We start from the raw sequence: 26,127 nt of genomic DNA, 5'->3' as shown, positions 1-26,127 counted from the left end.
CGTCCTGGATCAGGCCGCTTCGGCCTCGGCTTCGGCTTCTTCAGCGGCTTCAGCGGCGGCGATGACGGCCTTCTTGGCGCTCAGCGACTTGGCCAGCAGCTGGACGGCGGCTTCCTTGTCGATGCGGTTGGCGGCGGCGACTTCGCGGGCCATGCGGTCCAGGGCTGATTCATAGAGCTGGCGCTCTGAATAGGACTGTTCCGGCTGGCTGTCGGCGCGGTGCAGGTCGCGGACCACCTCGGCGATCGAGATCAGGTCACCCGAGTTGATCTTGGCTTCGTATTCCTGGGCGCGGCGCGACCACATGGTGCGCTTGACCCGGGCGCGGCCCTTGAGGGTCGTCAGCGCCTTGGTGACCACGTCGTCGGCGGCCAGCGAGCGCAGGCCCGCCGTCTTGGCCTTCTTGGTCGGGACGCGCAGCGTCATCTTCTCGTGGTCGAAGGTCACGACATAGACTTCGAGCGACATGCCGGCGATTTCCTGGGTCTCGACGGCCGCGACCTTGCCGACGCCGTGCGCCGGATAGACGACCGCGTCGCCAACCTTGAATTCCAGACCAGTCTTGTTCGTCATGTCATTCCTTTCCCGGCGCAGGGAGGATGAGACGGAAACGCAAGTGACGGCTGTGCTCTCCAGCGACGGCGAACCGTCGGCGGCGCAGCGGATATCAGTCGTCAGGAGCGGAAACGGATCACCAAACCTCTGGCCGACCCCGTCTTCATGGACGGAGTTCTGTCGCAAACGCGGGCGGCGCGAGAAAATCGCTTACCGCCCGACCCAATGACGGTAACCTATCACAAAATTGCGGAAATTCAAAACGTCCACAGCGTCAGCGTACGGAGGAGTGTAAATCCTCGCCGGGCCCGGGCGATGCCGCGACCTTCCGGCAGGGTCGAACGCGCAGACGTCGCTCAGGAACCGCGGCCGGGTTTCTCGGAGAAGTATTTCTCGAACTTGCCGGTCTCGCGCTCGAACTGTTCGGCGTCGGCGGGCGGCGTGCCCTTGACCGTGATGTTGGGCCAGACCTTGGCGTATTGCGAGTTGACGATCAGCCACTTTCCGTCGGGCTCGTCCTCGGTGTCGGGCTTGATCGCGTCGACGGGGCATTCCGGTTCGCAGACGCCGCAGTCGATGCATTCGTCCGGCGCGATAACGAGGAAATTCTCGCCCTCATAGAAGCAGTCGACCGGGCACACCTCGATGCAGTCCATGAACTTACATTTCACGCAGGCGTCGGTGACGATGTAGGTCATGGGCGGTCTGGGGCGCTATCGACTGGCGGGAGGAACGGGCAGGCACATGACCCCGCCGACCGGAAGTGTCAACAGAAGTCGGGGCGGGAGCCCTTGTCGCGACGCCGTGTCATGCTATCTGTGACAGTTGTGATTACAGATTAAGCCCCCTTTCCTAGGATCCATCATGAAACCTCTCGTCCGCACCGCGCTCGCAAGCGTCGTCGCCCTTTCGTTGCTGACCTCCGGGTCCGTCGTCGCCCGCACCCAGGTCATCCGGGTTCCGGCAGAGGTCCGCGCCGGCGTCTATGCGCTGGACTCGAGCCACGGGAAGATCACCTGGTCGGTCAACCATCTCGGCTTCTCGACCTACTACGGCCAGTTCGTGAACGTGCAGGCGACCTTGAATCTCGACCCCGCCAATCCTTCGGCCTCGAGCCTGACCGCCACCATCCCCCTGACCGACGTCGATCCGAACTCGGACGGACTGAAGGCGCACCTGCAGACCCCGGACTTCTTCGACACCGCCAATCACCCGGTCGCCACCTTCGTGTCGCGCTCGGTAACCGTGGACGCCGATGACGCCAATGAGGCGACCGTCGTCGGCGACCTGACCCTGCGCGGCGTGACCCGGTCCGTGACCATGGAAGTCGAGTTCAACCAGGCGGGTCCGTCGATGGGCGGCGTCTACAAGACCGGCTTTGACGGCGAGGCCACGATCAAACGTTCGGACTTCGGCATCAACTATGCCCTGCCGGCGGTATCCGATGAGGTCGAACTGCACATCGAGGGCGAGTTCGTCTTGCAGCAATAAGGGTTAGTCCCGCTCGGTCAGGACATAAAGGGCGCGGGCTTCCCCGGGAGGTCCGCGTCGTTCGCCCAGCGCGTCGACCCTCAGATCCGTCAGCCGCCCGCCCAGGGCGAAGACCAGGCGGTCGCCGACGTGAACGCAACGGCTCGGCTTGTCGAGCCGTGCCTCGACTCCGTGGTGGGTCAGCCGCACCAGGCCCCGCTCGACCATGGCCGTCGCCAGCGCCCGCGATTTCGCGAAGCGCGCGCGCCAGAGCCAGACGTCGATGCGGCAGCCGGTGCCGGACAGGCTCAGCGGGGTCTTTCCCATTCCACGACCAGAAAATTGGGGGCTCTGAGATAGCGGTCGGCCTTGTCGCCCTGGATGGTGGGCCTGGGCTCCGAGAAGTGTCGCAGGGTGAAGCCCTGGTCGAGAAACCCCTGCATGTAGACGCTGAAGGGACGATGCCAGTTGACGATGGAGATTCCTTGCCACTCCGTCCGCACGGGGCGCTCGTCCATATAGTGGTCGATGCAGAAGCGCCGCGTCCCGTCCGGCTCATGCGTCCAGCCCAGGGGCACGGCGGCCGTATTGAAACCCTGCAGATTGGCGATCAGCACCCGTCCGCCCGGACGGACCACGCGCCAGGCCTCGGCAATGGCGGCCGGCAGGTCCGCTATGTCGATCAGCGACAGGTAGAAGACCGCCAGATCGACCGAGGCATCGCCCAGATCCAGCGCTTCGGCCGCCATGATTCGATAGTCGCCGTAGGGGTCGAGACCGTGGGCGCGTTCGATCAGCGCGGCGGTTGGATCGATGCCGATCGTCCGGATGCCCCGATCCCGCATCATCCGGCAGAACCGGCCCTCGCCGCAGCCGATGTCCACCGCCTCCCTGACGCGGCCGGCGTCGAGGCGGGCCAGCATCGGTGCGTCCAGCACGTGCCGGCGTCCCCAGTCGCCGTCGTCGCCGATGACGGCGATCCACGCCTCTGCTGAGTGGTCCCAGCCGTCCGTCACGTGTCTGTCCCCGACAGGGGTGCGATCCCGACCTGTGTTGTCCTGGCGCGGCGGCGACGCGCCGGCGGTTTGCGCTTCGTCTCTGCCGCGGGCCGGGTCAGGGCTGAAAGGGCCGCAAACGGCGAATCCTTGATCGGGCGGGCGGCGCGATCGACGGTGTCAGCCTGCTGGGCGCGGGTCGATTTCAGGGCGGCGAACAGGGCCCTGGCCTGATCCTGCGTCAGGCCCAGGGCCGCGATTTCGGCGTCGTCGATCAGTCCCTTGCCGCGGGCCCGGGCTTCGGTCATCGCCTCCAGCATCTCGACCGGCGCGGCCCAGCGGCCGGCGGCTCTCAGGCCGAGGGCCGACAGCAGGCGCGGGGAGGGCGGCGGATCGGGCAGCGGCGTGAGCGCCCCGGCAGAGGGCCGGAACGGCTCGCGCGCCCCGAACGCCTGCGCCATGGCGCGGGGACGCTCCTTCAGCAGCGCCGGCAGCCAGACCGAATGCACACCCAGCCGGATGCCGAACGTCTTGAGGGTGCGCCGCTCGACCTGGCTGAGCGCGGTCAGGTCGCGCTCGACCTCGCGCCGATCCAGGACACCGCCGGACTCCAGCAGGCGGAAGGCCAGGCCGCGGGGCAGGCCTTTCAGTGCCCCGGTCTCGATGGCCGACTTCAGGCGACGCAGCGGACGGAGCACCCTCCCCGCCTCCGCCGCCAGCCAGGCCTCCAGCCGCCGCTGCGCGCGCTCGCGTCCGGCCGTCGGGCCGAGTTCGCCCAGCAGGCGGACCCGGGGCGCGAACCAGTCGCCGCCGGTCAGCTGGCCCGCCTGGACGCCGCGCCACAGGATCGCGCCGTCCGGCGTGATCCCGAACGCCTCGTCCGCGTCCGCCGCCAGCCGCCCCAGCCGCCGCGCGATCTCGGGCGTCACCGCCTGCCGTGCCGCGTGCCGCAGGGCCCGGTCCTCCAGCGCCGACGAGCCCTTGTCGATCTGGAAGTCCACGCCGGTCAGCCGCCCCACCGCATGACCCTCGACAATCACCGCCCCTTCGGCATCGACGTCGGCCACGGCGTCCTCGCGCACGTTCAGGGCCCGCATCAGGGCCGTGGTGCGTCGGTCCACGAACCGGGCCGTCAGCCGCTCGTGCAGCACGTCCGACAGCCGTTCCTCCAGCGCCCTGGTGCGATCGCGCCACCCCTGGGCCTGATCCAGCCAGTCGGGGCGGTTGGCGATATAGCTGAGGGTCCGAACCCCGCTGAGCCGCGCCGACAGCTGGTCGATCTGGCCGTCGTCGCGGTCCAGTTCGGCGAAGCGCGGCGCGATCCAGTCGGCGGTCAGCCGGCCGCGCTTGCCGGTCAGGGCCTGGAAGATCTCCTTCGACAGCCGCCCGTGTTCGTCCAGCGTCGTCTTCTGGAAGTCGGGCAGCTGGCAGGCTTCCCACAGCCGCATGAGGGCTCCGCGCGAGCGGCCGATCCGCGCCACCTCCTCATCCTTGATCAGGCGACGCAGCAGGGTTTCGTCCAAGGCCGGCTGGGTCAGGTTCAGGCCGGCGCGGCCCGGTGTCACCACCAGCGAGCGCAGCAGGTCGGGCAGGGTGTCAAAGTCCAGCCGGGCGTTGCGCCATTCGGCACCCTCGACCGGATCGAAGCGGTGCTCGACCACCTGTTCGACCAGGTCCGGATCCAGCTCCAGCGATTCCCCGGTGACGCCGAAGGTGCCGTCGCGCAGGTGACGTCCCGCCCGCCCGGCGATCTGGCCGATTTCATGGGCGTGCAGCCAGCGCGTCCGGCGGCCGTCGAACTTTCTCAGGCCGGCGAAGGCGACATGATCGACCTCCATGTTCAGCCCCATGCCGATGGCGTCGGTGGCCACGAGGAAGTCGACTTCGCCGGACTGGAACAGCTCGACCTGGGCATTGCGGGTACGCGGGCTGAGCGAGCCCATGACCACGGCCGCGCCGCCGCGCTGCCGCCGGATCAGCTCGGCGATGGCATAGACCTGGTCGGTGCTGAAGGCGACGATGGCGCTGCGGGCGGGCAGGCGGGTCAGCTTCTTGGAGCCGGCATAGCTGAGCGTCGACAGCCGGTCGCGCTGCACGATCTCCACATCGGGCACCAAGGAACGGATCAGGGGTGCCATGGTCCCGGCTCCCATGAACATCGTCTCGAACCGGCCGCGCGCATGCAGCAGCCTTTGCGTGAAGACGTGCCCCCGCTCGGGATCGGCCACCAGCTGGATTTCGTCGACGGCGAGGAATTCGACCGACCGCTCCATCGGCATGGCCTCGACCGTGCAGACGAAATAGTGGGCGCGGGGCGGGACGATCTTCTCCTCGCCGGTGACCAGGGCCACGGCGGCCGCGCCGCGTCGCTTGACGATCCGGTCATAGATTTCGCGCGCCAGCAGCCGCAGCGGCAGGCCGATCATGCCCGAGGCGTGACCCAGCATCCGCTCGACCGCCAGATGGGTCTTGCCGGTGTTGGTGGGACCCAGGACCGCGACGACGCGCGAGGGGGCCTGACCGGTGCCGCGATCACTCATGATGCATAGAGGGTGGCGATTCGCGGCCGGTTCCTCAAGCGGAACCGTCAGGCGACGTTTCGACCCATGTCCCTTCGACCGAATGCGGCGCGAACGGCGAGATAGACCAGCAGCCCCAGCGGACCGGCCATCAGGATCAGGAACAGGGCGGGCAGCACGGCCCCGTGCGACAGGCCGCGCCGGCCCGCGTCCTCGACCGCCCAGGCCCCGACCCAGAGGTCGAACGCCAGATAGTGGACCCAGCCGACCAGAACCGCCTCGGGCCGCGAGAACCCGGCCGTCAGCCCGGCCAGGGTGGTGAAATCAACGCCCGACATCCCGCCCTGGGTGACGGCCCCTATCAGCAGAACGGCATAGGTCACGGCCATTACGACGCCGATGACCCGCGCCCCCGCGACCAGCGCGGACCGCCGCAGCGGTGCGAGAGCGAGCAGCAGCCAGCCCAGCAGGGCCACGGCGTTGGCGACGCTGAACAGGGCTTCTGGCGACATGGCGGACTCCCGATCGACCCGGGCTTAACGGCGCCGGCCCGCCGGCGGAACAGGGGCGAAACGAATCAGGACCGAATCACCGACACGGCCCGATTCGGGGTTTGTTCACCCCAACATATTGTATCTTAAGACGGATTAACCACAATCCGGATCAGGCCGCGACGACCTGGGCCTCGACCTGATCCAGCCGCTCCTTGCCGAAGAACATCTCGTCGCCGACGAAGAAGGTCGGAACGCCGAAGACACCGCGGGCGACCGCTGCCTCGGTGTTGGCCGCCAGCCGCGCCTTGACCGCGTCGCTCGCGGCCCGGGCCATCAGGTCCGCGCCGTCCAGTCCGGCCTCGTCCAGCACCGACTGCAGAACCGCGGGATCTCCCATCGCCAGACGGCGTTCCCAGAAGCCGCCCAGAACGGCCTCGACATAGCGGTCGAACGCCTCGCCGGGTTCGAGGGCGCACAGGCCGCGCATGGCCGTCAGGCTGTTGACCGGGAAATGCGGGTTCATCCGGAAGGCGGTGAGGCTGTGCCGGGCGACGAAGCGCCGGATCTCCAACATCTCATAGTCCATCTTTCCCTTGACGCCGCCGAAGGCCACGAACGGGGCCTGATTGCCCGTGGCCTTGAAGATGCCGCCCAGCAGACAGGGGATCAGATTGACCCGCGCGCCCGTCCGGTCCGCGACACCCTTCAGGGCGCGGTGGGCGAAATAGCCGTTGGGACTGGCGAAATCGAAGATGAAGTCGATGTTCGGGTCGGTCATCACCAGGTCTCCTTGAAGGGTCGCAGGTCCATCTCGAACGTCCAGGCGCTGCGTTGCTGATTGTGCAGCCAGACATAGTTACGGGCGATCTCGTCCGGCTTCAGGATGTCGTCCGCGTCGAGCAGGGGCTGGATGTCCGGCACGAGAGAGCGGGCAAAGGTGCCGTCGATCATGCCGTCGATCACCACATGGGCGACGTGAATGCCTTTGGGGCCCATCTCGCGGGCCAGGCTCTGGGCCAGCTGGCGCAGCGCCGCCTTGGCCCCCGCAAAGGCCGAGAAGCCCGCGGCCCCGCGCGTCGAGGCCGTGGCCCCGGTGAACAGGATCGTGCCGCGTCCGCGCGGTCCCATGACCCGCGCTGCCTCGCGCCCGGTGAAGAAGCCGGCCAGGGCGGCCATCTCCCAGACCTTGGAATAGACCTGGGCCGTCGTCTCCACGACCGGGAACCGCACATTGGCCCCGATGTTGAACACCACGACCTCCAGCGGCCCGACCTCGGCCTCGATCCGGTCGACCAGGGCGATCATCTCGGCCTCGTTGCGTGCATCGACGCCATAGGCATGGGCCACGCCGCCGTCCGCGCGGATCGTGGCGGCCAGGGCCTCCAGCCTGTCGAGATGCCGGGGACGGCGGGTCACGCAGACCGCCAGCCCTTCCCGCGCAAACGCCCTCGCCACCGCTGCCCCCACGCCGTCCCCGGCTCCGATGATCAGACATGTGCGGGGTGTCGTCACGGCGCGGTCTCCCATGGTCGAGAGAGTTTCATATCAATACGGACTGCTTGTCAAAACCGGAAATCAACCCGCCGTCTTCCGTCGGCCGTGATCAGCCGCTAGGAACGCCCCCGCGTGGCCCCGTAGCTCAGCCGGATAGAGCAAGGCTTTCCTAAAGCAGAGGTCGGGGGTTCGAGTCCCTCCGGGGTCGCCACCGCTCTCTCTTTCTCCAGAGAGATCAGTGCCACGCTGGTCCGAGGATCACGGGCCGGGGATGATGACGGATTGTACCCGACGGTCGGGTCCGGACCCTAGGCCGTCTCGCCGGAAGCGTTATGTGACATCATCCGACGCAGGCGGCTCTCCACCTCCACCATGCTGTAGGGCTTGGCCAGGATCGGCGAGCCCACCAGATGGTCCGGAAAAATGTTCGCCTGATCATATCCTGTGCTGAACGCGAACGGGATTCCGCGGTCCTTGAGAATACCGGCGACGTCCCAAGACATCTCGCCATCCAGATTCACATCCAGCAGGGCGGCATCGAACGTTCCGGTTTGAGCCAGCGTGATGGCCTCGTCCAGACGGGTGGCAGGACCCACGACTGTCCACGACAGTTCCTCGCACATGGCCTCCAGGGTCAGGATCACCAGATAGGAATCCTCGACGATCAACAGCCTCGGCTTGTCGGGAATCTCATAGGTGAGAACGGGACCCTCAGAGGGTTCGACCCGCATCAATGTTCTGTCCCCGATCTCCACCAGAGCCGATTTGGGCAGCATAATCTCGCAGACGACACCTGTCGGTGCATAGTCGATCGTGGCCTTGCCGCCGGTCTCCATGGCGAGGGCGCGCTCGATCAGACCGGAGCCGAACCCGCGTCGTGTGGGTGGCACCACATGGGGCCCGCCGGTCTCACGCCAGGTCAGGATCAAGGATCCGTCATCAGCAAGCCGCCATAAAACGGAGACCTGCCCCTCGGTGCGCGAAAGGGACCCGAACTTGGCCGCGTTGGTGGCCAGTTCGTGCAGGGTGAGCGACAGCGAAAGCGCCGATTTCGGAGTCAGGACAGCGTCATCACCTTCGAGGTGGACGACGCCGGAACCCTGGATGTAGGAGCCCAGCTCCTCGGTCAGCAGTCCCTCGATCGAGACGCCTGCCCAGCGACTTTGGGTTAGCAGGCTGTGCGCCTTGGCCATGGAATGGATCCGCCGGTCCAGGCCTTCCACAAAGCCGGTCAGCGAGGCGGCGTTTCGGCTGGATTGGGTGACCAGGGCCTGGATATTGGCCAGGGTGTTCTTCACCCGGTGATCCAGCTCGGCCATGAGCAGCTTGTCCCGCTCATGCGCCTTGACCCGTTCCTGCGACGCGGCCTCGATCCTGCGCAACACGACCTGAAGCAGGGAGACCCGCAGGTCGAAAGCCGAATCGACCTCGGCGACGGTCCAGGGCAGGGCGCGGTTTCGCACCGTCTGCTTCCAGACCTCGAACGATTTGCGCGGAGACAGCCGATCGCCGTTCGGGCCGGAAATCATCGGCTTTTCGGGATCGCCGGCCCACAGTGCCGTTTCCACCAGTTCGGGCCGGAACCACAGGATGAAGTCGGAGGGATCGCGCGACACGGCGATGACCAGAAGGCCCGACGCGACGTCCGCGAAATCCCTGGCCGGCGGGTATATCTCGCTCAACCGATCGGTTGCGAACACGCCCTCGGTCTCCGTCATATAGGACGTCAGCCACTCCGTCAGAGCCGTGATCTGCGCCTTGTCGGGCGTGGCTCCCAGCGAGGTGGTCGCGCCTTCCACCCGGACGGCAACCCCGCCGCCTCTCTGCCCGTCCAGAGCGATGTCGCCGCCATGGATATAGTCGAGCAGATTGGGCGTCTGCTGTGTCAGCCCATAGGCATAATCCTCGACGCCTGCGAGATTCAGCATCAGTTCCTGGAGAATCTTGCGGCTGGCCAGGCGGGCCTCGAATTGCTCGCTCCTTTCGCGGGCCTCGAGCTGCAGCGAGAACATCGAGCCGAACAGTTCGCACACCGCCCGCAAATGCCGGGGCAGCCTTCGCGGACTGTCATTGTGACAGGCGATCAGGCCCCAGAGCTTGCCCGCCACGATGATGGAAATCGACATCGAGGCATTGATGCCCATGTTGCGCAGATATTCACGGTGGATCGGCGAAACGTCGCGCAGGATCGCATGGCTCATGTCCAGCGGCTTGTCGGTGCGCGGATTCAGCTCCGGCGTCAGCGGTGCCGGATCGTAATCGACCTGGGTGATCAGCCGCAGCCAGCTCCTGAGGTAGAGCGCCCTGGCCTGTTGGGGAATGTCGGCGGCGGGATAGTGGAGTTCCAGGAACGGTTCGAGTTCGGGGGCGCGGCTTTCGGCGATCACCCAGCCGGACCCGTCCGGCATGAAGCGATAGATCATCACCCGGTCGTATTGCGCCACGCGACGCACGCTCGCCGTCGCCATCTGGCAGAGCAGGAAGAGCGACGGCGCGGCGCTGAACCCCTCGACCATCAACTGCACCGCAGCCAGCGGATCCGTGATAAAGGCATCGTCGGTCGCGGGGGCCTCGAACTCCAGGACAAGATCGCCCTCTACGCGGTGCGCGCTGGCGTCGAGGGGGGCACCCCCCGCGATGCGGAGAGCCGGGTCGAGCAGGTGGCGCGGCTTGACCAGATCCGGCTCCAGGCTGAGGGCGCGAAGGCGATTGATCTGTTCGCTGGAGAACAGGTCGTCGAGCGGTCGGGACAGAAGTGCGCTGACGGGGCGACCGAGCAGGCTTTCGGTGTCTCCCGCCGCCTGCAGCACACGAAGACTGGTGCCGTCGAGCACCAGCATGGCTCCATGCGGCAGGATCGCCCCCGGGATGTGGATCGGTTCGCGGTCGCAATTGGTGAGGTCGACCTGGTCACGGGCAGGGATGGAGTCAGTCATCGGTGTCGTTCCATCCGCCAAGCCAGCATTCGAACAGTGCAAAGGTCGCAGTCGCGGTGGAGAGGATCGTCGCCTGCTGTTCTGCCGTCCACGGTGTGGCCGATAACCGGGCGAGATAGGCGCGCCATGCACGACCGGTTTCGGACTGATGGCCGGTGAAGAAGCGACGCCCGTCCAGAACGCCGACGCCGATGAGCCCCTCCAGACCACGCGCCAGCGTGACGCCCCCGAGGGCAGAGCCTTCGACGACATAGAGCGCGCCCAGAAGCGGTTCAGGCTGGGCCAGGGCCGGAAATCCGGGACAGTGGGGCAGGGCGGCCCTGTGCTCTGGATTCATCCCCAGCGCCGCGAGGTCCTCCTCAAGCCAGACGCTCCGTTCCGGCTTGAGCCGGGCGGCGCGTTCGAAGGCGATATGGAATCCATACAGGCGCGCCAGGAGGCGACGGTAGGCCACGCTGTCGATGGTACCGTCCTGAACCGCCGCCAGCGCCGGATGCTGATGGAGTCGCTAATGGATCTCATGCGTCGCGGCGCGCAGTGCATCACGCACGGCATCCGGGGGGCGATGGGCGACCCGTACGGGTGCTCCTGCACGAGCGTATGCAGGATGGTCCGTGGCCGTGGAGCCTACGAAAAGCACGTTTTCCCCGCTTCGGCGAAGTTCACCGCGATACAGTGAGAGAGCGACGCCGGACGCAGAACCGCCAAGCTTTTGAACAGTTCCAATGATGGCGAAATGGTGCCCGCACGCAAGGACATTGCTTGCATTGCAACACTATGGACGCCACTGCGCGCCAACCTTCCGGTTCTGATGGCTCGGGATCGAGGTCGCCGGAACGGGCCTTGTCCTCCTCGACGACGACCCTGTGTACAGGCCGGGCCGGCGCGACCTTCGGCCTGAACATGCATCAGGTTCAATCGACATTCAGCAGGGCCGCTGGTCGTCCATCAAACACCGTCTTTCCGGGGCCGCGGAGCGGAACCCGGAATCCAGGGGATGGGACTCGACACGGGAGCGTGGGGCGGATGGCGGGGTACCGACGTCCGAATGCCGATTGAACCTAAGGGAATCTACCTAACCCAGGGTTAGGTCAAGATTACGAATTCGGCGTTATCCGTAATGTTTGATGGGCCCCGACACAGTCCCCCGGACAAGGTCGTCATGAAGCCAACCCTATCCATTGGCCGGCTGTTGCAATCCCTGGTCGGCCTGATGGCCGTTGTGGTGATCGGCATATGCGCCGCTGTTGCGAACCAGGCGTTTGAACGCCGCCAGAATGCTGAAAACATCGTGCGTGTCGTCGAGACCTCGCGCGATCTGTTCACGGCCAAGCAGAGCATTCGTCTCGAGCGCGTCACCGTCAATACCGCGCTGCTCATGCCGGGGGTGGCCGATGAAGAGACCCGCGCCACGATCGCCGCCCGGCGCGCGCAGGCCGAGGTGGCCCTTGACGCCGCCGTGGCCAGGCTTTCGATCGACTCGGCAGACCCGCGGCCATTGCGGCAGCTCCGGAGGCTCCGGACCAGTTTCGACAGATTGCGCGTGTCCGCCGATGCCGGCCTGCTGCTGCCGAGGGATCGGCGGGCCGCCGGTCTGAGCGCCGTCTGGATGTCGACCGAGGCTGAGCTGGTCGATGAGATCAACCGCCTGTCCGACGCGTTGTCGTCTGAAGTCGGTGGTACCGACCCGTACGTCTCCGAGATGATGAAGATCAAACAGCTCGCCTGGGCCACCCGCGACGCCGCGGGCGAGGACCGCATGCGCATTGGTGAGGCACTCGCGAACGGCCGCGGTCTGCGTCCCGATCAGGTCAAGCAACTCGACCTCCAGACCGGTCGCGCCGACGGCACGTGGGATCTGATTCTCGGCGAGCTTTCAGCGGGGCCGGCCGCGCCCCGGCTCGAGGCCGCCGTTGCGGCGGCGGACAAGGCCTATTTTGCCGAGCTGCGTGTCAAACGAAACGCCCTGGTCGCGGATCTGGTCGCCGGCAGGCCCGTTTCGACCTCCGGCACCGACTGGGTCAGCCTTTCCAACCCGGGTCTGCACGCCCTGGTCTCCCTGGCCAATACAGCCCTCGATCTGGCAGACGAACATGCCAGGGAACAGGCGCGAGCCGCCCTTGGAGACTTCATGGTCGCCGTTCTGGTGATCCTGCTGGCCGTAGGTTTCACCTTCCTCGCGGGCCTGGTGATCGTCGGGCGGGTGGTGCTGCCGGTGGAACGGATGACGGACATCATGGCCCGGGTCTCGAGGGGAGATCTGATGTGCGAGATCCCCTATGCGGAGCGCGCCGACGAGATGGGCGGGCTGGTCCGGGCCCTCGGCGTATTCCGTGCCAATGCGCTGGAAAGATTCCGCATGGAGGATGAACTGCTGAGCAGTCGCCTCGAGAAAGAGGCCGCCGAATCCGCGAACCGGCTCAAGTCGCAGTTCCTCGCCAATATGAGCCATGAAATCCGCACACCGCTGAACGGCGTTCTGGGCATGGTCCAGGTCATGGAGATGGACAAGACAACGCCCCTCCAGGCCGAACGCCTGCGGACCATCCGCGAATCCGGGGGCGCCCTGCTTCATATCCTCAACGACGTGCTCGACTTCTCCAAGATCGAAGCCGGTCAGCTGGAGCTGGCACCGGTGGAGTTCGACATACAGGAGGTGGTCAGCCATGCCTGCGGAACCTTCGCCTACACCGCAGACGTCAAGGGCATCGACCTCGGCTATGGGGTGGCCGAGGATGCTGCCGGCCTCTGGCTGGGCGACCAGCTTCGCATCCGCCAGATCCTCATCAACCTGTTGTCCAACGCCCTGAAATTCACCGAACAGGGCGCGGTGTCGGTCACCGTGGAACGGTGCGACGCGGGGCTCGCCCTCACGGTCCACGACAGCGGCATCGGCGTGTGCCCCGAGGCCCTGCCCAGGCTGTTCGAGAAATTCTCCTAGGCCGATGAGTCCAATACGCGCCGGTTCGGTGGCACCGGCCTAGGGCTGGCCATCTCCAGCGAGCTGGCCCAGCTGATGGACGGCACAATCAGCGTGGAAAGCCAGTTGGGCGTCGGCTCCAGCTTCCGGGTCACCCTGCCACTGCAACACCTTGGGGCCGCGGGCGGGTCCAGGCGTCCGGCGCCGAGCGCGGGCCGGCTAGGGTCTCCTGCGCGCGCGGGCCGACCTGTCCGGGTTCTCGCCGCCGAGGACAATCTGACCAATCAGAAGGTCCTGGCCGCGCTGCTGGCACCCCTCGACCTTGAGCTGACCATGGTCGACAACGGCCGCCTCGCCGTGGAGGCCTGCCGGGATGGGGGCTTGGACATGGTGCTGATGGACGTGCAGATGCCGGAAATAGGCGGCGTTGAGGCGACCGTCCTGATCCGCGCCGCCGAGGCGGCCGAGGGCCTCGCGCCCGTCCCGATCATCGCCGTGTCGGCCAATGCCTTGCGCCATCAGGTGGAAGAGTATCTCGCGGCCGGCATGAATGACCATGTCGCCAAGCCGATCGAGGCGACGGTGCTTTACGGCGCGATCAACAATGCCCTTGCAAGGGTGGCTGCGATCGCGGCCTGAACGCGGGGAACCGTGGTCGTCCTCGACGATCAACCTGTGTACAGACTGAAGCATGGCTCACCGCCGCGCGAGACGAACCATGAGCGATCACGAGTCCGGTGCCCGCAGGCCGAGCCTGCTCGGCCGCCTTGGTCCGGGTCTGATCACCGGGGCCGCCGACGATGACCCGGGCGGGGTCGCCACCCATTCCCAGGCCGGCGCGACCTTCGGGCTGAACATGCTGTGGAGCGTGGTGCTGGCCTATCCGCTGCTGGCCGGCATTCAGCAGATCGTCGCCCGGATCGGCCGGGTCACCGGACATGGCCTCGCCGCCAATATCCTGCGCGCCTTTCCGGCCTGGCTGCTGGCCATTCTGGTGCTGCTGCTGCTGGTCGCCAACACCATCAATATCGCCGCCGACGTGGCCGCCATGGCCGCCGCGGCGACGCTGATCGCGCCCGGAGTCGACAAGGTCATCTACGCGGTCGGCTTCGGCCTCGTCTGCGTGCTGCTTGAGATATTCATGAGCTACAAACGCTATGTCGGCGTGCTCAAATGGCTGACCCTCTCCCTGCTGGCCTATGTCGGCGTGGTCTTCACGGTGAAGATTCCGTGGGGCGAGGTGCTCTGGCGTTCGTTCTTTCCCGAGATCGTGCTGACGCCGGCCTTCATGACCATGGTCGTGGCCGTGTTCGGCACCACGATCAGTCCCTATATGTTCTTCTGGCAGAGCTCGCAGGAGGTCGAGGATCTGGGTCCGGACCCGGCGGCGCGGTCCCTGCTCAAGACCCCCGAACTGGCGGACGGCGAGTTGCGGCGGATCCGGCTGGATACCTGGACCGGCATGGCCGTCTGCAGCCTGATCGCCTTCTTCATCGTGCTGACAACGGCCGTGACCCTGCACGTCAACGGGATCACCCGCATCGACAGCGCAGCCCAGGCGGCCGAGGCGCTGCGTCCGATCGCGGGGGACCTGGCCTTCTGGCTGTTCAGCCTGGGGATCATCGGCACGGGCCTGCTGGCCGTTCCGGTTCTGGCCGGCTCGGCCGCCTATGCCATTTCCGAATCCTTCGGCTGGCCGATGGGCCTGGACCGCAAGCTGGGCCAGGCACCGGGCTTCTACGCCATCATCGCGGCGGCAACCCTCGGGGGGGTGGCGCTCAGCCTGACCGACGTGGATCCCATCCAGGCCCTTGTCTGGAGCGCGGTGCTCAACGGCCTCGTCGCCGTGCCGATCATGGCGGTCGCGATGATCCTCGCCTCGCGCAAATCGGTCATGGGGCCATTCGTCATCGGACGGACCCTGAAGATCCTCGGCTGGACGGCGACGATCGTGATGGCGGCGGCGGGCGTGGGGATGTTCCTCGTCTGAGCCTGCTCAGGGTTCGATCGACGTTCAGACGTCGATACTCGCTATACCTCCCGCGTCATTCCGGAGCTGGGACCGGCGTAGCCGGGACAGGAACCCGGAATCCAGGCGTTTGGACGCCGCCGCCCGCCCCACGATCCCGTGTCGAGTCCAGCCCTCTGGATTCCGGGATCCGCTCCGCGGCCCCGGAAAGACGGTGGTTGATGCGCGAGCCGTGGTTCTTCCGAATCTCGATTGAACCTAGCGCTTGCGCTTGATGATCATCACCGCCGCCATCGTCAGGATGACGGCGGGCACCAGGATCAGCAGCCACGACAGGATCTGTTCGATGGTCATGGCCGCGTCCCTCCCCGGGACGGGCGCAAGGGGCGCGTCATCGGGCGGGAAGTCAAACGGCGGCGGCGACGCGTCAGCCTCAGCCCCGGGGCCTCAGCGCCATTTCGAGCCTTCGCCGTGTTTGCCGTTGCTGTCGAACACCGGCGGTGCGGCCTTGTGGATGTATTGTTCCGACACCAGCCAGCCCTTCAGCGGTCGCAACACACCGAGGCAGCCGATGACCAGCAGGGGCATGGTCACCACCATATGCACCCAGATCGGCGGATGGACGGTGAACTCGAACCACATGAACAGCCCCATGCCGACGATGCCCACCAGGGTCATGCCGAAGAAGGCCGGGCCGTCAGCCGGCTCGGCGAAGCTGTAATCCAGCCCGCAGGCGGGGCAGGCGTCGCGGATGGTCAGGAACCCCGTCAGCAGCGGACCCTCGCCGCAGCGCGGGCAGCGGCAGCGCAGGCCGGTGGAGAGGGTGTTGAGCGGCGGGTACTGGAGATCGGTCACATCGGGGTCCTGACAGGAAACCAACGCGCATGTCGGCGCGAAGCTCCCTTGCCGCAACCCGTGCTGATGTCGCGGGACGGTCCGGTCAGGGCGTCGGCGCGACCCGGGCGGCATTCCAGACGAAGACGAACGCCCGCTGTTCCGCCCAGGTCTGACCCTCGACCCGGTCGCCCGCCAGGCAGGCAGCGGTATGATAGGGCCCGACGCCGTCGGTGGTGCGGAAGGACACGCACACCCGACCGTTCTGCGCCTTCCAGCGCCCGGCCTCGATGGCGCTGTCGTAGAAGTCGCCGCTGACCGTGCCGTCGGCTTCCAGCGTCAGGTTCATGGCCTTCACATAGGGCTGCGCCGGATCGGCCGACAGATCGACGGCCCAGCCGCCGTTCATGGCATCGGGCGTCGGCCCGGCCAGATGGACGAGCGTCGCGGCAAGGAGGGGCAGCAAGGTCATCGACGACTCCCGGGGTTCGCTACAGCTACGCTGGAGCGAAGCGCCCGGACGCGGCCCGACCCCGTCCGTTCTTGAGGGTGTGCGGCCGGCCCTCTTGCGGCGGGCTGGTCGGGCCGGTGCCTCATCCGGAACCCGTGTTTTTTGATTTCCCGTGATCGATCCGGTCATCAACCGTTAACCGCGCTGTAAGGCCGTTCGCGCGAGGGTGCGCGCGTATGTCCGGGGTCCCCGTCAGCAAGCGCGTTCTCAGAGCCACCGTGGCCGTCGCCGCGGCGGGCGCCGTCGTGCTCGCGCCTATGGTCACCACGGCCCAGGAGGCGTCGGCCCCTGTCGATCCGATCTCGATCCGCATCGGGGCCAATGCCGAATTCACCCGCATCGAATTTGCCGGCGTCATCGGCGCGCGCTCGCGCGTCCGGCGCGAGGGTCGCGATGTCATCGTCCGCATCGGCTCGACCGCCGCGCCCGACGTCTCGCGGCTGAAGGTCGATCCGCCCAAGGGGGTCGAGAAGGTCGAGACCCGCGCCGTCCAGGGGGCCACCGAACTGGTTCTGACGCTGGCCGAGGGGGCCGACGCCCGCAGCGGCACGGCGGACGGTGCGGTCTATCTGAACCTGTTTGCCTCCGCCCCGGATGCGCCGCCGCCACCCGCCGCGACCGCCTCGACCGTGGCCGTGGCCGCCCGGGCCACGCCCGCCAAGGTGTCGCTGTCCTTCCAGTGGGACAGGCCGGTGGGTGCCGCCGTCTTCCGCCGCGGCGAGGCGGTCTGGGTCGTGTTCGACACGCCCGCACGCCTCGACATGTCCGGTGCCCGTCAATTGGGCCCTGTGTCGGACGCGCGCTGGATCGCCGGTCCGGATCACGTCGCCGTCCGGATCGCCGCCCCCGAAGGCCTGGCGGTGTCGGCCGTCGCCCAGGGGTCGACCTGGACCGTCGTCATCGGCGGTCAGCCGGTGGCCGTCGAGGGCGTCAGGGTCGACCGTGACGACAGCGGCGAGCCCGTCCTGGTCGCGCACATGGCCGGTGCCACCAAGGCCGTCTGGCTGACCGACCCGCTCGTCGGGGACCGATTCGCCGCGGTGACGGCCCTCGCCCCCGGCAAGGGCTTTGCGGACCGCCGCCGGACGGTCGATCTGGCCCTTCTGCCGACCGCCCAGGGCCTGGCCGTCGAGACGACCTCCGCCGACCTCGGCATCCAGGCCGACGGCGATCTGGTCACCTTCAGCCGCCCCACCGGCCTGATCCTGTCGCCGCCGTCCGCCGCGCTGGACGCCGCGTCCGAAGAGAGCGGCGCGCCGCGCCGGGCGAAATATCCCGGCTTGATCCTGTCCGAATGGGCCGAGGCCGGTCATGCCGGCTTTTCCGCCCGCTACCGCCAGCTGCAGGACGCCGCCGCCCAGGAGGCCATGGCGGCCGGTGACGACCCTCGCGCCTCTGCCGAAGCCCGCTTCGCCTTCGCCCGCTTCCTGGTCGGTTCCGGTCTCGGTTACGAGGCCGTCGGCATCCTGAACGCGATCGTCACCAAGGCTCCCAACATGATCGGGGAGCCGGAGCTGCGCGGCCTGCGCGGCGCGGCGCGGGCCTCGATAGGCCGGATGGAAGAAGCCCAGGGCGACTTCGCGGCCTCTGCGGTTGCCGGCGACCCGGCCTCCGCCATGTGGCGCGGCTATATCGCCGCCGACCAGGGCGACTGGGCCGCGGCCCGACAGGCCTTTGCGGCCGGAGCGGTGGCCGCCGATGCCTTCCCGGCCGCCTGGCGCGCCCGCTTCGGTGCGGCCCACGCGCTTGCGGCGCTGGAGACCGGTGACCTGCCGGCCGCCCGTGCCCTGCTCGCCTACAGTTTCAGCCAGGAGGCCCCCGCCGCCGACCAGCTGACGGCCCGCCTCGTCCAGGCCAGGCTGTTCGAGCTGGACGGCCAGTCCGACCGGGCCCTCGCCGTCTACAACGCCATCAGCAAGGCACCGCTGGACGCGATCGCCGTGCCGGCCAAGCTGGGCGTGGTCCGCCTGTCCCTGGCCAAGGGCCAGATGAAGCCCGATGCCGCCGCTACCGAGCTGGAAGGCCTGCGCTGGCGCTGGCGCGGCGATGCCACCGAACTGGCCGTCATCCGCCAGCTGGGTCAGCTCTATCTCGCACAGGGCCTGTATCGCGAGGCGCTGACGGCGTTGAAGGGCGCGGGGCCCGGCCTGAACCGGCTGGACGAGGCCGCCGACATCCAGGCCGATCTCGGCAACGCCTTCCGCATGTTGTTCCTTGAGGGCGGTGCCGATGGCCTGCAGCCGGTCCAGGCCCTCGGCCTGTTCTATGATTTCCGCGAACTGACCCCGATCGGTGCCGACGGGGACGAGATGGTCCGCCGCCTGGCGCGCCGGCTGGTGGATGTGGATCTGCTGGACCAGGCCGCCGAGCTGCTGAAATACCAGGTCGACAACCGGCTGGAAGGCGTGGCCAAGGCCCAGGTCGCTACCGATCTGGCCACCGTCTATCTGATGGATCGACAGCCTGAGCCGGCGCTGCAGGCGATCTGGGCCTCGCGCAGCACGCTTCTGCCGAGCGCATTGAACACCGAACGGCGGGCGCTGGAAGCGCGCGCCCTGACCCAGCTGGGCCGCTATGACCATGCGCTGGAGGTGCTGGGTGCCGACGCCTCGCCCGAGGCCCGCGACGTGCGTGCCGAGATCTTCTGGAAACAGCAGAACTGGCTTCAGGCCGCGGCCCTGTACGAGGCCCGTCTGGGCCAGCGGTTCGCGGATCCGGCGGCCCTGACGGGCGACGAGGAGGCGCGTCTGATTCGCGCCGGGATCGGATATTCGCTGGGCCGTGACGCGGGAGGGCTGGGCCGCCTGTCGCGAAACTATCGGCCGTTCGTGGCCGGCGCGAAGGCGAAGACGGCCTTGTCCATTGCGCTGGATGAAGACGGCGTCGATCCGGGCGATTTCGCAGCCCTGACGGCTTCGGCCGACACCTTCGCCGGCTGGGTCACGGCCATGAAGGGTGATCTCAGAACGAAAACGGGCGGGAACCGTCCTGCGGCGCCCGCCCGTCCTTCAGCTGCGGCGGCGACCCCTGTGAGGCCCGCCGCCTAGACCTTTTCGGTCCTAGCCGTTCACGGCGTCCTTGAGTGGCTTGGACACGCGGAAGCGCACGGCCTTGGAAGCGGCGATCTTGATGGTCGCGCCGGTGGCCGGGTTGCGGCCTTCACGGGCGGCACGGGCGGCGGTGTCGAACACGCCCAGGTTGGAAATGCGCACATCGCCGCCGCCGATCAGCGACTTGTGGATGTTCTTGACGAGCGCGTCGAGCATACGGCCCGCGTCGGCCTGGCTGACGCCGGCGTCCTTGGCGACGGAGGCGATGAGTTCTGCTTGTGTGGTCATGTGGGTCGTTTCCCGATGAAAGCTCGCCCCTATTTAAGGGCGATGACGGACGGATTGACGCCGCTTTTTCTTCCCTTGGCAAGCGACTTCGCCGCTGTAAGTCCCACGGGGTGGGGATTTATCCGGTACCGGACGCTCGCTGGAAGCTCTCGACCAGGCTTCCGGCGACCAGTCTCCAGCCGTCCACAAGCACGAAAAAGATCAGCTTGAACGGCAGGGAAATCACTACCGGAGGCAGCATCATCATACCCATGGACATGAGCACGCTGGCGACCACGAGATCGATCACAAGGAACGGAACGAAAAGGAGAAATCCGATTTCGAACGCCTTCTTCAACTCACTGATCATGAAGGCCGGCGTGACCACCCTGAGGGGCAGGTCGGCGGCCGCCGTGGGGGCCTCCAATTGGGACAGGCGGACGAACAGCGCCAAGTCATCCCGGTCCACCTGCGCCAGCATGAAAGTCTTCACAGGTTCTGATGCCGCATCGAAGGCCTGGGGCAGCTCCATCTGCTGATCCAGCAGCGGTCGAATGCCCGAATCATAGGCGTCCTGCCACGTCGGAGCCATGACGATGGCGCTCAGGAACAGGGCCAGTGACACCAGAACGGCGTTCGGCGGTGACTGCTGCATGCCCAGCGCGGTGCGCAGCAGGGACAGGACCACGACGATGCGCACGAAGCTGGTGGTCATGATGACGATCGACGGTGCCAGCGACAGGACGGTCATCAGACCGACCAGCTGCACCACCCGCTCGGTCAGGCCCGCGCCGGTGCCCAGATCGACATTGATCGCCGCCCCGGGGCCGCCGGCCGCGGCAATGTCCTGGGCCAAGGCCGCCAGCGGCCAAAGCAGGCAGGCGAGGGTGGTGATCAGCGACAGCAGTGCGGCGCGCTTCAACTCGGCCCGGGTGGGCATGACGAACACGCCCCTGAGGCTCACTGGGCGGCTCCCGATGGGGTGACCGCGCCGCGCGGTTCAATCAGCTCGCGCCCTTCGCCGAGAATCAGCAGCCGCTCTTCATCGTCGATACGCACCAGAACCAGTCGTCGGGCCGGGTCCAGCATCAGGGTCTCGACCACCTTCATCCGCCTCTCGCCCCGTTCGGCGCTGAGCCGGGCGAGCAGCTGCGGCGCATAGCGGCGCGCGCCCCAGGCGGCGAGGCCGATGATGCCCAGGGTGATGGCGAGCGCGAACATGGCCCGCAGCAGGTCGAGGAAGTCCATGCGCCAGCCTTCGGCGATCATGGTTAACGGTGCGTTGAGATAACTCCGCGTTAACCATGCAGGCGGCAGTTTCTGCCCATCTCGGAGGGGCGATCCGCGCCCGGGGAGTGTCGACCGTGGGTTTCACCGACCTGCCGCTGCTCAGCCAGATCAAGGGTCGCCTGTCCTGGCTGGACGAGCGCCAGCGCGTCATCGCCCAGAATGTCGCCAATGCGGACACGCCCGGCTACGTCGGCCGCGACCTCAACCAGCCCACGGATTTCGCCGCGGCGATGCGGGGCGGTGGCGGCGTGACCATGATCCGCACCAGCGCCATGCATATCGCTCCGGCCGGGCATACGGCCCGGTTCGAGACGAAGTCCGCGCCTGATTCCGAGACGACGCTCGACGGCAATTCCGTCGTCGTCGAGGAACAGATGCTCAAGATGGCCGAGAGCCGCATGGCCTATGACGCCGCCATCGGCCTGTATCAGAAGTCCATGCAGATGCTGCGCATGGCCGCCCGCGCACCCGGCCGATGAGGAGCTGACCGATGCCTGACCCCATTCCGCCGCGCAACAGCACCATGGCCGTCGCCGCCAGCGCCCTGAAGGCGCAGCAGTCGCGCATGCGCGTCATCGCCGAGAACATCGCCAACGCCCAGTCGACCGCCCAGGTCGCGGGGGGGCAGCCCTACCGCCGCCAGATCCCCGTCTTCCAGGCGCGCGAGATCGACGGTGCCACCGGCGTCACCCTGGCCGAGGTCAGGCCCGACATGGGCGACTTCAAGAGCGAATACGATCCGTCCCATCCGGCCGCCAACGCCGAGGGCTATGTGCTGCGGCCCAATGTCGACACCCTGATCGAGGCGATGGACATGCGTGAGGCCCAGCGCGCCTACGAGGCCAATCTGAACGTCATCGAGACCGCGCGCTCGATGGACAGCCGCACGCTCGATCTGCTGAAGAAATAGGGCCTGACCGATGAACTCCCTGATGGCGGCCAAGGCCTATTCGGCGATCCAGGACGGGGCCATGCCGACCGCCGGCGGCGCGCCTGTCGGCCAGTCCGGCTTCGCCGACATGCTGTCCAGCGCCATGGGCAACATGACCGAGTCGACCCGGGCGGCGGAGACCCAGATGGCCTCGACCGTTCAGGGCCAAGGCAGTCTGATCGACGTCGTCACCGCCGTCTCGTCGGCCGAGGCCTCGCTGGAAACCGTCATGGCCGTGCGTGACCAGGTGATCCAGGCCTACCAGGAAATCATGCGGATGCCGATCTGACGGCCCTCAAGCCGTCGGCGCCCGCCCTCTCAGCCTTCGAGAGACACCACGGGCTGCAGGCTTGCCGGTGCGCGACGCGAGCGGCCTTTCAGCCAGCCGCGGATGCGGGTCTGGATCGGGGTGTCGATGACGACATGGAAGGCCCAGGCGAAGACGAAGGCCGCGACCACGCCCCCGACCCACAGGCCCCACTGAACCGGTACAGGCAGGGCGAACCGGGCGATCAGAAGATTGGCGATGCCGAACCAGGCGATCCGCACCACCTCATTGGTGATGAACATCGAGAATGAAACCTGCGCCGCCTTCTCGATCCATTTCGAGGGGCGTGGCGTGGGCGTCGCGCCGGCGGCCAGGATGATGGTCGCGATACAGGCCAGAGAGACCAGGGCGTGTTTGTCGAAATACTGGACGAAGGCCAGCAGCAGCGCGGCCGTGATCCCGGCCCATCCGGCCAGTTTCGGCGCGATCCAGACCTTCTGCGCGAACCAGGCCAATGCCATGCCGAGGAAGAACAGGGGCAGGGCGCGGAAGAAGCCGAGGCCCAGGGGCATCTGGTAGATGGGATAGCCCAGCAGGCTCCACGTCAGCTGGTTGGCCAGCAGATACAGGCTGACGCCCAGGGCCAGCACGCTCCACGGCCCCAGCCGCACCAGACCCTTGAGCATCCACGGGAAGGCCAGATAGCAGCCGATCAGCGCCGAGATCGACCAGCTGGGGGCGTTCCAGCCATAGCCGCCGGGCACGCCGAATGCCTGAACCAGCCCCAGCTGCGCCGGCAGTTGCGACCAGTCGAACCATTCCGGCGCCCGCGGCGGGGCCCCGAGGGCTGTGCCGCCGACGACCAGGGCGACCAGGCTCAGCCCCATGATGATGTGAGCCGGCCAGACCCGCAGGAACCGCTTGGCGAAGAAGTCGCCGGCCGACATCCGGCCCCCCGCGACGGAAGCCCCGTAGACCCGCATCAGCACATAGCCGCTGTCGATAATGAAGAAATTGGTCAGCAGGAACCCGCCCCGCTCGAACACCGGGTGCAGGCCCTCGGCCAGGGCCACCGGACCCGCGCCCTGGAAGTGATGCAGGATGATCAGGCTGGCCACAATGAAACGCAGGGCGTCGAGCCACCCGCCGCGAACGATGGGCGTTGTTTCATTTCGGGTCGAAATCGCCGTCCAGGCCATGAGAAACACCTTTTCCGAGGCGAATTCCGCAAGGATCGGGCCGTGTCATGCGGGCCCTGTCGCGTGGTCCCCGGTCAGCGGTTCCGTCCGCGACAGGTCCGGCCCGTCCGAACCGGAATTGCACCGCCTGCCCGGGTCCAAAGTCCCGACCTGCGGGACCTGCAAGAAAGCGCTTGCATATCCGAGGTGTTATAGTCATGTGTAACACCAGTTCGGTGCCGCATTGGACCGAACCAATGCGAGGGGGCGTCCGGAAGGGACGATGGATTCAGAGTGGAACGACGGTCAGCCGATCTATCGCCAGATACGCGATCGCGTGGTCGCCATGATCCTGGACGGGCTCCTCGGCGAGGGCGATCCGCTGCCGTCGGTCCGCAATGTCGCGACCGAGAGCCGGGTCAATCCGCTGACGGTGCTCAAGGCGTATCAGCAGCTGGTCGACGAGCAGCTGGTGGAGAAGCGGCGCGGGGTCGGCATGTTCATCAACACCGGCGCGCGAGCGTTGCTGCTGCAGGCCGAACGCCAGCGGTTCCTGACCGAGCAATGGCCCGAAATTCACGCAACCATCCAGCGGCTGGGCCTGACTCAGGAGCTGCTGGGCGCGGTGCCGCCGAAGCCGGCGGAGGACTGAGCCGATGACCTGCATCCGCGCTCGCGGCCTGCGCAAGACTTTCGGCTCCACCGTCGCCCTCGACGGTGTCGATCTGACGGTCGAGGCGGGCCGTATCGTCGGCCTGATCGGCCCCAACGGTGCGGGCAAGAGCACCGCACTCCACGCCATCGTCGGCCTCACCGCCTGTGAGGGCGAGCTCGAGGTTCTGGGCCGCGATCCCTGGACCCGCCGCGGCGAGCTGATGCACGACGTCTGCTTCATCGCCGATGTCGCCGTCATGCCGCGCTGGATGCGGGTCGGTCAGGCGCTGGACTTCATGGCCGGCGTCCATCCCCGCTTTGATCGCGCCCGGGCCGAAGGCTTCCTGGCCCGCACCACCATCCGGCACGCCAGCAAGATCCGCGACCTGTCCAAGGGTATGGTCACCCAGCTGCATCTCGCCCTGATCATGGCGGTGGATGTGAAGCTGCTGGTGCTGGACGAGCCTACGCTGGGCCTCGACATCCTGTTCCGGAAGCAGTTCTACGACTCGCTGCTGAACGACTATTTCGACGGCGATCGCACCATCCTCGTCTCGACCCATGACGTCGCCGAGGTGGAGCACATCCTGACCGACGTGGTTTTCCTCGACCGCGGTCGCGTCGTGCTAGACGCCTCGATGGAGGATGTGGAGGGGCGCTATCTGGAAGTGGTCGTCGGACCCGACCGGCTCGCTGCCGCGCGCGCCCTGCGGCCGCTGCATGAGCGGACGCTGCTGGGCCGCAGCAACCTGCTGTTCGACGGCGTCGGCCGCGATCAACTCGCCGCCCTCGGCGAGGTGCGCGCGCCCGGCCTGGCCGATGTCTTCGTCGCCCTGATGGGCGGGACGCAGGCGACACGGGAGGCGGCATGAGCCCCGAATCCGAACACCTGTCCGAAGTCCCGGCGGCCACGGCCCCGACCTGGCGCGCCCATGCGCGGACCTTCTACTGGCTCATCCGACGCGAGCTCTGGGAGCATCGCGTCCTCTACCTCGCCCCGACCGCGGTCGCTGCCTTCGGCGTGGTCGGCATGCTGGTCGGCTCGCTCGTTCTGTCCAACGCCGAACGGGCGGCGCGGCTGGCGGACCCTGCCCAGGCCCACGACTATATGGAGCCGTACGGCTTCGTGGCCGGCACGGTGTTTCTCAGCGGCGTGGTCGTCTCCATCCTCTACAGCCTCGCCGCCCTGCACGGCGAGCGCCGTGACCGCAGCATCCTGTTCTGGAAATCGCTGCCGGTGTCTGACCGGATGACGGTGCTGTCCAAGGCGGCTGTCCCGGCCCTGCTGGTGCCGGTGATCGTCTTCGCCCTCGTCGTTGTGGCGCAGCTGGCCATCCTGGTTCTGACCTCGCTGGTCTGGCTGGCTAACGGCTTCGATCCCCGGCTGATGTGGGCCGAGCTCGACCTGCCGTTCCTGTGGATCGTGCTGAGCTACGGCCTGGCGTTCATGACGCTCTGGCATGCGCCTCTGTTCGCCTGGCTGCTGCTGGTCTCGGCCTGGGCGCGTCGCGTGCCCTTCCTCTGGGCCCTCGCTCCGCTGGCGGCGGTCGCCATCGTTGGACGTCTGGCCTTCGGCACCGGGCCGACCTTCAATCTGCTCTCGCAGCGTCTCATCGGCGGCTTCACCGGGCCCTTCACCGTCGGCAGCAGGGGCGAGGCTCCGGTCCAGACCCTGGCCGATCTCGATCCCGCGCGGCTGTTCGGCCAGCCGGGCGTCTGGATCGGCCTGATCGTCGCCGCCCTGTTCCTCTTCGCCGCCATCCGCCTGCGCCGCACGCGCAGCCCGATCTGA

General features: G+C 67.3%; 26 protein-coding genes, 1 tRNA gene and 1 pseudogene. 12 read left to right on the top strand and 16 right to left on the bottom strand.

Annotated features, from left to right (window positions below; translation table 11 throughout):
* Positions 1 to 9: 9 nt before the first annotated feature.
* Positions 10 to 573, bottom strand: a complete 564-nt coding sequence (locus ACP7AS_RS05650) for a CarD family transcriptional regulator (protein ID WP_426027879.1) — start codon at positions 571 to 573, stop codon at positions 10 to 12.
* A gap of 338 nt (positions 574 to 911) precedes the next feature.
* Positions 912 to 1,253 (bottom strand): ferredoxin FdxA, encoded by a 342-nt coding sequence (gene fdxA, locus ACP7AS_RS05645; RefSeq protein ID WP_426027878.1) that lies wholly within the window; start codon positions 1,251 to 1,253, stop codon positions 912 to 914.
* A gap of 166 nt (positions 1,254 to 1,419) precedes the next feature.
* On the opposite strand from fdxA, the gene ACP7AS_RS05640 reads away from it, so the two are divergent.
* The gene (locus tag ACP7AS_RS05640; protein WP_426027877.1) at positions 1,420 to 2,046 is read left to right on the top strand and encodes a YceI family protein; all 627 of its coding nucleotides are present in this window, start codon (positions 1,420 to 1,422) and stop codon (positions 2,044 to 2,046) included.
* Between the two features lie 3 nt (positions 2,047 to 2,049).
* Here the strand turns inward: ACP7AS_RS05640 and ACP7AS_RS05635 are convergent, their stop codons facing one another.
* The 6 genes from ACP7AS_RS05635 to ACP7AS_RS05610 all read right to left on the bottom strand — a co-directional run bounded on the left by ACP7AS_RS05635 (position 2,050) and on the right by ACP7AS_RS05610 (position 7,545).
* Positions 2,050 to 2,352, bottom strand: a complete 303-nt coding sequence (locus ACP7AS_RS05635) for an RNA-binding S4 domain-containing protein (RefSeq protein ID WP_426027876.1) — start codon at positions 2,350 to 2,352, stop codon at positions 2,050 to 2,052.
* A complete protein-coding gene (locus ACP7AS_RS05630) occupies positions 2,334 to 3,041 on the bottom strand; it encodes a class I SAM-dependent methyltransferase (RefSeq protein ID WP_426027875.1) in 708 nt (235 codons plus the stop codon). The genes ACP7AS_RS05635 and ACP7AS_RS05630 overlap by 19 nt, the downstream gene beginning before the upstream one ends.
* Positions 3,038 to 5,560: a helicase-related protein gene (locus ACP7AS_RS05625; protein ID WP_426027874.1), complete on the bottom strand. Its 2,523-nt coding sequence runs from the start codon at positions 5,558 to 5,560 to the stop codon at positions 3,038 to 3,040. Before ACP7AS_RS05625 ends, ACP7AS_RS05630 begins: the two co-directional genes overlap by 4 nt.
* A 47-nt stretch (positions 5,561 to 5,607) precedes the next feature.
* Positions 5,608 to 6,051 carry an ABA4-like family protein gene (locus tag ACP7AS_RS05620; protein WP_426027873.1) on the bottom strand — a complete coding sequence of 148 codons (444 nt, stop codon included), beginning with the start codon at positions 6,049 to 6,051 and terminating at the stop codon, positions 5,608 to 5,610.
* Positions 6,052 to 6,202: 151 nt separating this feature from the next.
* Entirely contained in the window at positions 6,203 to 6,811 is a 609-nt protein-coding gene (locus ACP7AS_RS05615) for a 2-hydroxychromene-2-carboxylate isomerase (protein ID WP_426027872.1), read from the bottom strand.
* Positions 6,811 to 7,545, bottom strand: a complete 735-nt coding sequence (locus ACP7AS_RS05610) for an SDR family NAD(P)-dependent oxidoreductase (RefSeq protein WP_426027871.1) — start codon at positions 7,543 to 7,545, stop codon at positions 6,811 to 6,813. The genes ACP7AS_RS05615 and ACP7AS_RS05610 overlap by 1 nt, the downstream gene beginning before the upstream one ends.
* 116 nt (positions 7,546 to 7,661) lie before the next feature.
* Between ACP7AS_RS05610 and ACP7AS_RS05605 the strand changes: the two genes are divergently transcribed.
* Positions 7,662 to 7,738: transfer RNA gene (locus ACP7AS_RS05605), tRNA-Arg, on the top strand.
* Positions 7,739 to 7,835: 97 nt separating this feature from the next.
* On the opposite strand, the gene ACP7AS_RS05600 is transcribed toward ACP7AS_RS05605, so the two are convergent.
* Positions 7,836 to 10,463, bottom strand: coding sequence for an HWE histidine kinase domain-containing protein (locus ACP7AS_RS05600; RefSeq protein WP_426027870.1), 2,628 nt, complete (start codon positions 10,461 to 10,463; stop codon positions 7,836 to 7,838).
* The gene (locus ACP7AS_RS05595; RefSeq protein WP_426028143.1) at positions 10,456 to 10,950 is read right to left on the bottom strand and encodes a biliverdin-producing heme oxygenase; all 495 of its coding nucleotides are present in this window, start codon (positions 10,948 to 10,950) and stop codon (positions 10,456 to 10,458) included. The genes ACP7AS_RS05600 and ACP7AS_RS05595 overlap by 8 nt, the downstream gene beginning before the upstream one ends.
* Before the next feature lie 633 nt (positions 10,951 to 11,583).
* Between ACP7AS_RS05595 and ACP7AS_RS05590 the strand changes: the two are divergent.
* The 3 genes and pseudogenes from ACP7AS_RS05590 to ACP7AS_RS05580 form a co-directional block, all read left to right on the top strand.
* Positions 11,584 to 13,539: pseudogene (locus ACP7AS_RS05590) on the top strand (ATP-binding protein); the annotation flags it as partial.
* Complete coding sequence (locus ACP7AS_RS05585; protein WP_426028142.1) at positions 13,540 to 14,022, top strand: response regulator; 483 nt, start codon at positions 13,540 to 13,542, stop codon at positions 14,020 to 14,022. It begins immediately after the preceding pseudogene.
* Between the two features lie 79 nt (positions 14,023 to 14,101).
* Complete coding sequence (locus ACP7AS_RS05580; RefSeq protein WP_426027869.1) at positions 14,102 to 15,373, top strand: NRAMP family divalent metal transporter; 1,272 nt, start codon at positions 14,102 to 14,104, stop codon at positions 15,371 to 15,373.
* A gap of 426 nt (positions 15,374 to 15,799) precedes the next feature.
* Here ACP7AS_RS05580 and ACP7AS_RS05575 read toward each other — a convergent pair whose 3' ends face one another.
* Together ACP7AS_RS05575 and ACP7AS_RS05570 are read right to left on the bottom strand one after the other, a co-directional pair.
* Positions 15,800 to 16,207: a DUF983 domain-containing protein gene (locus ACP7AS_RS05575; RefSeq protein WP_426027868.1), complete on the bottom strand. Its 408-nt coding sequence runs from the start codon at positions 16,205 to 16,207 to the stop codon at positions 15,800 to 15,802.
* An 85-nt stretch (positions 16,208 to 16,292) separates the two neighbouring features.
* A complete protein-coding gene (locus tag ACP7AS_RS05570; RefSeq protein WP_426027867.1) occupies positions 16,293 to 16,658 on the bottom strand; it encodes a hypothetical protein in 366 nt (121 codons plus the stop codon).
* 257 nt (positions 16,659 to 16,915) lie between these two features.
* On the opposite strand from ACP7AS_RS05570, the gene ACP7AS_RS05565 reads away from it, so the two are divergent.
* Entirely contained in the window at positions 16,916 to 19,744 is a 2,829-nt protein-coding gene (locus ACP7AS_RS05565) for a tetratricopeptide repeat protein (RefSeq protein ID WP_426027866.1), read from the top strand.
* 12 nt (positions 19,745 to 19,756) lie between these two features.
* On the opposite strand, the gene ACP7AS_RS05560 is transcribed toward ACP7AS_RS05565, so the two are convergent.
* The 3 genes from ACP7AS_RS05560 to ACP7AS_RS05550 form a co-directional block, all read right to left on the bottom strand.
* A complete protein-coding gene (locus tag ACP7AS_RS05560) occupies positions 19,757 to 20,035 on the bottom strand; it encodes an HU family DNA-binding protein (protein WP_322255530.1) in 279 nt (92 codons plus the stop codon).
* 118 nt (positions 20,036 to 20,153) lie between these two features.
* Entirely contained in the window at positions 20,154 to 20,954 is an 801-nt protein-coding gene (gene fliP, locus ACP7AS_RS05555; RefSeq protein ID WP_426028141.1) for a flagellar type III secretion system pore protein FliP, read from the bottom strand.
* A gap of 20 nt (positions 20,955 to 20,974) precedes the next feature.
* Positions 20,975 to 21,262: a FliO/MopB family protein gene (locus tag ACP7AS_RS05550; RefSeq protein WP_426028140.1), complete on the bottom strand. Its 288-nt coding sequence runs from the start codon at positions 21,260 to 21,262 to the stop codon at positions 20,975 to 20,977.
* A gap of 116 nt (positions 21,263 to 21,378) precedes the next feature.
* On the opposite strand from ACP7AS_RS05550, the gene flgB reads away from it, so the two are divergent.
* The 3 genes from flgB to fliE are packed head-to-tail and all read left to right on the top strand — an operon-like array spanning position 21,379 to position 22,524.
* Positions 21,379 to 21,783, top strand: coding sequence for a flagellar basal body rod protein FlgB (gene flgB / locus ACP7AS_RS05545; RefSeq protein ID WP_426027865.1), 405 nt, complete (start codon positions 21,379 to 21,381; stop codon positions 21,781 to 21,783).
* A gap of 11 nt (positions 21,784 to 21,794) precedes the next feature.
* A complete protein-coding gene (flgC, locus tag ACP7AS_RS05540) occupies positions 21,795 to 22,214 on the top strand; it encodes a flagellar basal body rod protein FlgC (protein WP_426027864.1) in 420 nt (139 codons plus the stop codon).
* Positions 22,215 to 22,224: 10 nt separating this feature from the next.
* Positions 22,225 to 22,524, top strand: a complete 300-nt coding sequence (gene fliE / locus ACP7AS_RS05535) for a flagellar hook-basal body complex protein FliE (protein WP_426027863.1) — start codon at positions 22,225 to 22,227, stop codon at positions 22,522 to 22,524.
* A 29-nt stretch (positions 22,525 to 22,553) separates the two neighbouring features.
* Here the strand turns inward: fliE and ACP7AS_RS05530 are convergent, their stop codons facing one another.
* Positions 22,554 to 23,702 carry an acyltransferase family protein gene (locus ACP7AS_RS05530; protein WP_426027862.1) on the bottom strand — a complete coding sequence of 383 codons (1,149 nt, stop codon included), beginning with the start codon at positions 23,700 to 23,702 and terminating at the stop codon, positions 22,554 to 22,556.
* A gap of 262 nt (positions 23,703 to 23,964) precedes the next feature.
* Between ACP7AS_RS05530 and ACP7AS_RS05525 the strand changes: the two genes are divergently transcribed.
* From ACP7AS_RS05525 to ACP7AS_RS05515, 3 genes are read left to right on the top strand one after another with little or no spacing between them, the layout of a single operon-like run.
* Entirely contained in the window at positions 23,965 to 24,333 is a 369-nt protein-coding gene (locus tag ACP7AS_RS05525; protein WP_426027861.1) for a GntR family transcriptional regulator, read from the top strand.
* A gap of 4 nt (positions 24,334 to 24,337) precedes the next feature.
* A complete protein-coding gene (locus tag ACP7AS_RS05520; RefSeq protein WP_426027860.1) occupies positions 24,338 to 25,207 on the top strand; it encodes an ABC transporter ATP-binding protein in 870 nt (289 codons plus the stop codon).
* Positions 25,204 to 26,127: a hypothetical protein gene (locus ACP7AS_RS05515; RefSeq protein WP_426027859.1), complete on the top strand. Its 924-nt coding sequence runs from the start codon at positions 25,204 to 25,206 to the stop codon at positions 26,125 to 26,127. Before ACP7AS_RS05520 ends, ACP7AS_RS05515 begins: the two co-directional genes overlap by 4 nt.

The sequence above is a fragment of the Brevundimonas sp. TWP2-3-4b2 genome, from assembly GCF_049897345.1.
Taxonomy (GTDB): domain Bacteria; phylum Pseudomonadota; class Alphaproteobacteria; order Caulobacterales; family Caulobacteraceae; genus Brevundimonas.
This window is presented reverse-complemented; position numbering and strand designations above follow the sequence as displayed.